This is a genomic window from Sandarakinorhabdus sp., from assembly GCF_032115815.1.
Lineage (GTDB): Bacteria > Pseudomonadota > Alphaproteobacteria > Sphingomonadales > Sphingomonadaceae > Sandarakinorhabdus.
Genome location: NZ_JAUMBI010000172.1, coordinates 1 through 2,441 on the forward strand (window position 1 = coordinate 1; position 2,441 = coordinate 2,441).

Sequence of the window (2,441 nt, forward strand, 5' to 3'; positions counted from 1 at the left end):
AGGTTCGACACAGTGGATGTGCTGGTGGCCGAAGCCCGGCTGACGAGGGCTTATCCCGGCGGGCCGATCCGGGCGCTGTTCATCGCCCGCCACGGGGCGGCCGGCACCGAACTGGGCCGCCTGGCGCTGCGGGTGGGCAGCGAGGCCGGGCTGGCGCGGCTGCTGGATGAAGGGGTGAAGGGTATCGACGCGCTTTATGCCCAGGCGCTGCGCGATGGCCGCTTGCGCGCCGATCCCGATCTGGCGGTTGATGTGGGGGCGATCATCGCGGCCGATGTGCAAATCGGCACGCCGCCACCGGAATCGGCTACGCTGCTGATTGCGGCCATCACGCCCGACAACACCAGCCTGGCCGCTGCTGAAAAGCTGCTGCGCGGGATCGCCAGCGATCTGCTGATGGCCCAGGTGGCGGTGGGCGGCACCAGCCGCATCGAAGTTGCCATGCCGGGCGGGGAGGCGGCCTTGCGCACGGCGCTGGCCGCGCGCGGTTGGGGGCTGGAACGGCAGGGGGAAGATCTGGTGCTGCGCCGGCTGCCAGCACCGCCGCCGGCTGCTGCCAATCCTGCCCCATGACGCAGGCGCCCGAACCGGCGCTGCCGCTGGCCTGGCCGGTCGATCTCAGCCCGGATCGGCTGGCCATCACCGAAGCCAATCGTGCGGCGGCGGCCTGGTTGGCAGCGCCCGGCCTGTGGCCGGTGCCGGTGACGCTGGTTGTCGGCCCGGCTGGCAGCGGCAAGACCCATCTGGCGCGCTGGTTCGCCGCCCACACAAAAGCCACGGTGATCGAGAATGCCGAGGCCGAGGACCCCGAAAGCCTGTTTCACGCCTGGAACGCCGCCAGCCGCGAAAACCCGTTGCTGCTCACCAGCCCGCTGGCCCCGCGCGAATGGGGCCATGGCCTGCCCGATCTGGCCAGCCGGCTGGCGGCCACGCCACTGGTGAAGCTGGGGGAGCCGGACGATGAACTGCTCGCCGCCGTGCTGGCCAAGCTGTTTGCTGAACGCGGCATCAAGGTGGGCGATGATCTGATCCACTGGCTGGTGGTGCGCATCGAACGCAGCCTGGTCGCGGCGCAGGCAGCGGTGGATGCGCTTGATGCCGCAGCGCTGGCCCGGCGCCGCGCCATCACCATCCCGCTGGCCCGCGAAGTGGTCGACGGGCAGGGCGAATTCGGGTTCTGAGTTGCCTGTCCCCCTACCCAGAAGGCCCTTTGCGGGCTAAGGCTGTGGGGATGCCCACCACCACCGCCACCCCGCTTGTCGCACCCGCCATTCCGGCCAGCGAGCGCTATTTCAACCGCGAACTGTCGTGGCTGTCGTTCAACGAGCGTGTGCTGGCTGAGGCCATGAACCGGGCGCATCCGCTGCTGGAGCGGCTGCGCTTCCTGTCCATTTCGGGTAACAACCTCGATGAGTTCTTCATGGTGCGCGTTGCCGGCCTGCGCGGCCAGGTGCGGGCCAATATCGATACGGTGAGCGCCGAAGGCATGACCCCGGCGCAACAGCTGGTCGCCATCGCCGAACAGGCCGATCACCTGATGGAAGAACAGCAGCGGGTGTGGAGCCTGCTGACCAAGGAACTGGCGCGCACCGATTTTCACGTCATCACCGCGGGAAAGCTCACCAAGGCGGAGCGGGACTGGCTGCAGACGCATTTCCTCGATCAGATTTTCCCGGTGCTCACCCCGCAGGCGATTGATCCGGCGCACCCGTTTCCGTTCATCCCCAACAAGGGGTTTTCGCTGATCCTGGAACTTCGCCGCCAGTCCGACGATGAGCTGCTGCGCGCGCTGCTGATGCTGCCGGCGATGCTGCCGCGCTTCATCCGCTTGCCGGGTGCGGGGCGCAGTGGCGGGAGTGTGCGCTGGATCAGCCTGGAAAACACCATCCGGGCGTTCTTTGATCAATTGTTCCCTGGCTATGACCTGGTCGGCGACGGCGCCTTCCGGGTGATCCGTGATTCCGATATCGAAGTGGAAGAAGAAGCCGAAGATCTGGTGCGCTTCTACCAGACTGCGCTGAAGCGTCGCCGCCGCGGCGAGGTTATCCACCTGACCATGGAGGAAGACGCCCCCCCCGGCCTGCTCATGCTGGTGAAGAGCCAGTTGGGCGTGGATGATCGCGACACCATCCTGGTTTCGGGTGTGCTGGGCATCAATGATCTGGCACTGCTGGTCGAGGAAGACCGGCCCGATCTGAAGTTCGAGCCGCACACACCACGCTTTCCGGAACGCATCCGCGAACATGGCGGCGATTGCTTTGCTGCCATCCGCAGCAAGGATCTGGTGGTCCACCACCCCTATGAAAGCTTTGAAGTGGTGCTGGCCTTCCTGCGCCAGGCCGCGGCCGATCCGGATGTGATCGCCATCAAGCAGACGCTGTATCGCGCCGGCAAGAACAGCCCCATCGTGCGCGCGCTGATCGAGGCCGCCGAAGCCGGCA

At 66.9% G+C, this 2,441-nt stretch carries 2 protein-coding genes and 1 pseudogene; all 3 read left to right on the forward strand.

From position 1 onward, the window contains the following. Window positions 1-573: pseudogene (locus RT662_RS10120) on the forward strand (heavy-metal-associated domain-containing protein); the annotation flags it as partial. Then, on the forward strand, window positions 570-1,181 hold the full coding sequence (locus RT662_RS10125) for an HdaA/DnaA family protein (RefSeq protein ID WP_313670591.1): 612 nt from the start codon (window positions 570-572) through the stop codon (window positions 1,179-1,181). The pseudogene RT662_RS10120 and the gene RT662_RS10125, both read left to right, overlap by 4 nt. A 50-nt stretch (window positions 1,182-1,231) precedes the next feature. Next, a partial coding sequence (locus tag RT662_RS10130) for a polyphosphate kinase (RefSeq protein ID WP_313670592.1) occupies window positions 1,232-2,441 on the forward strand: 1,210 nt, incomplete at its 3' end.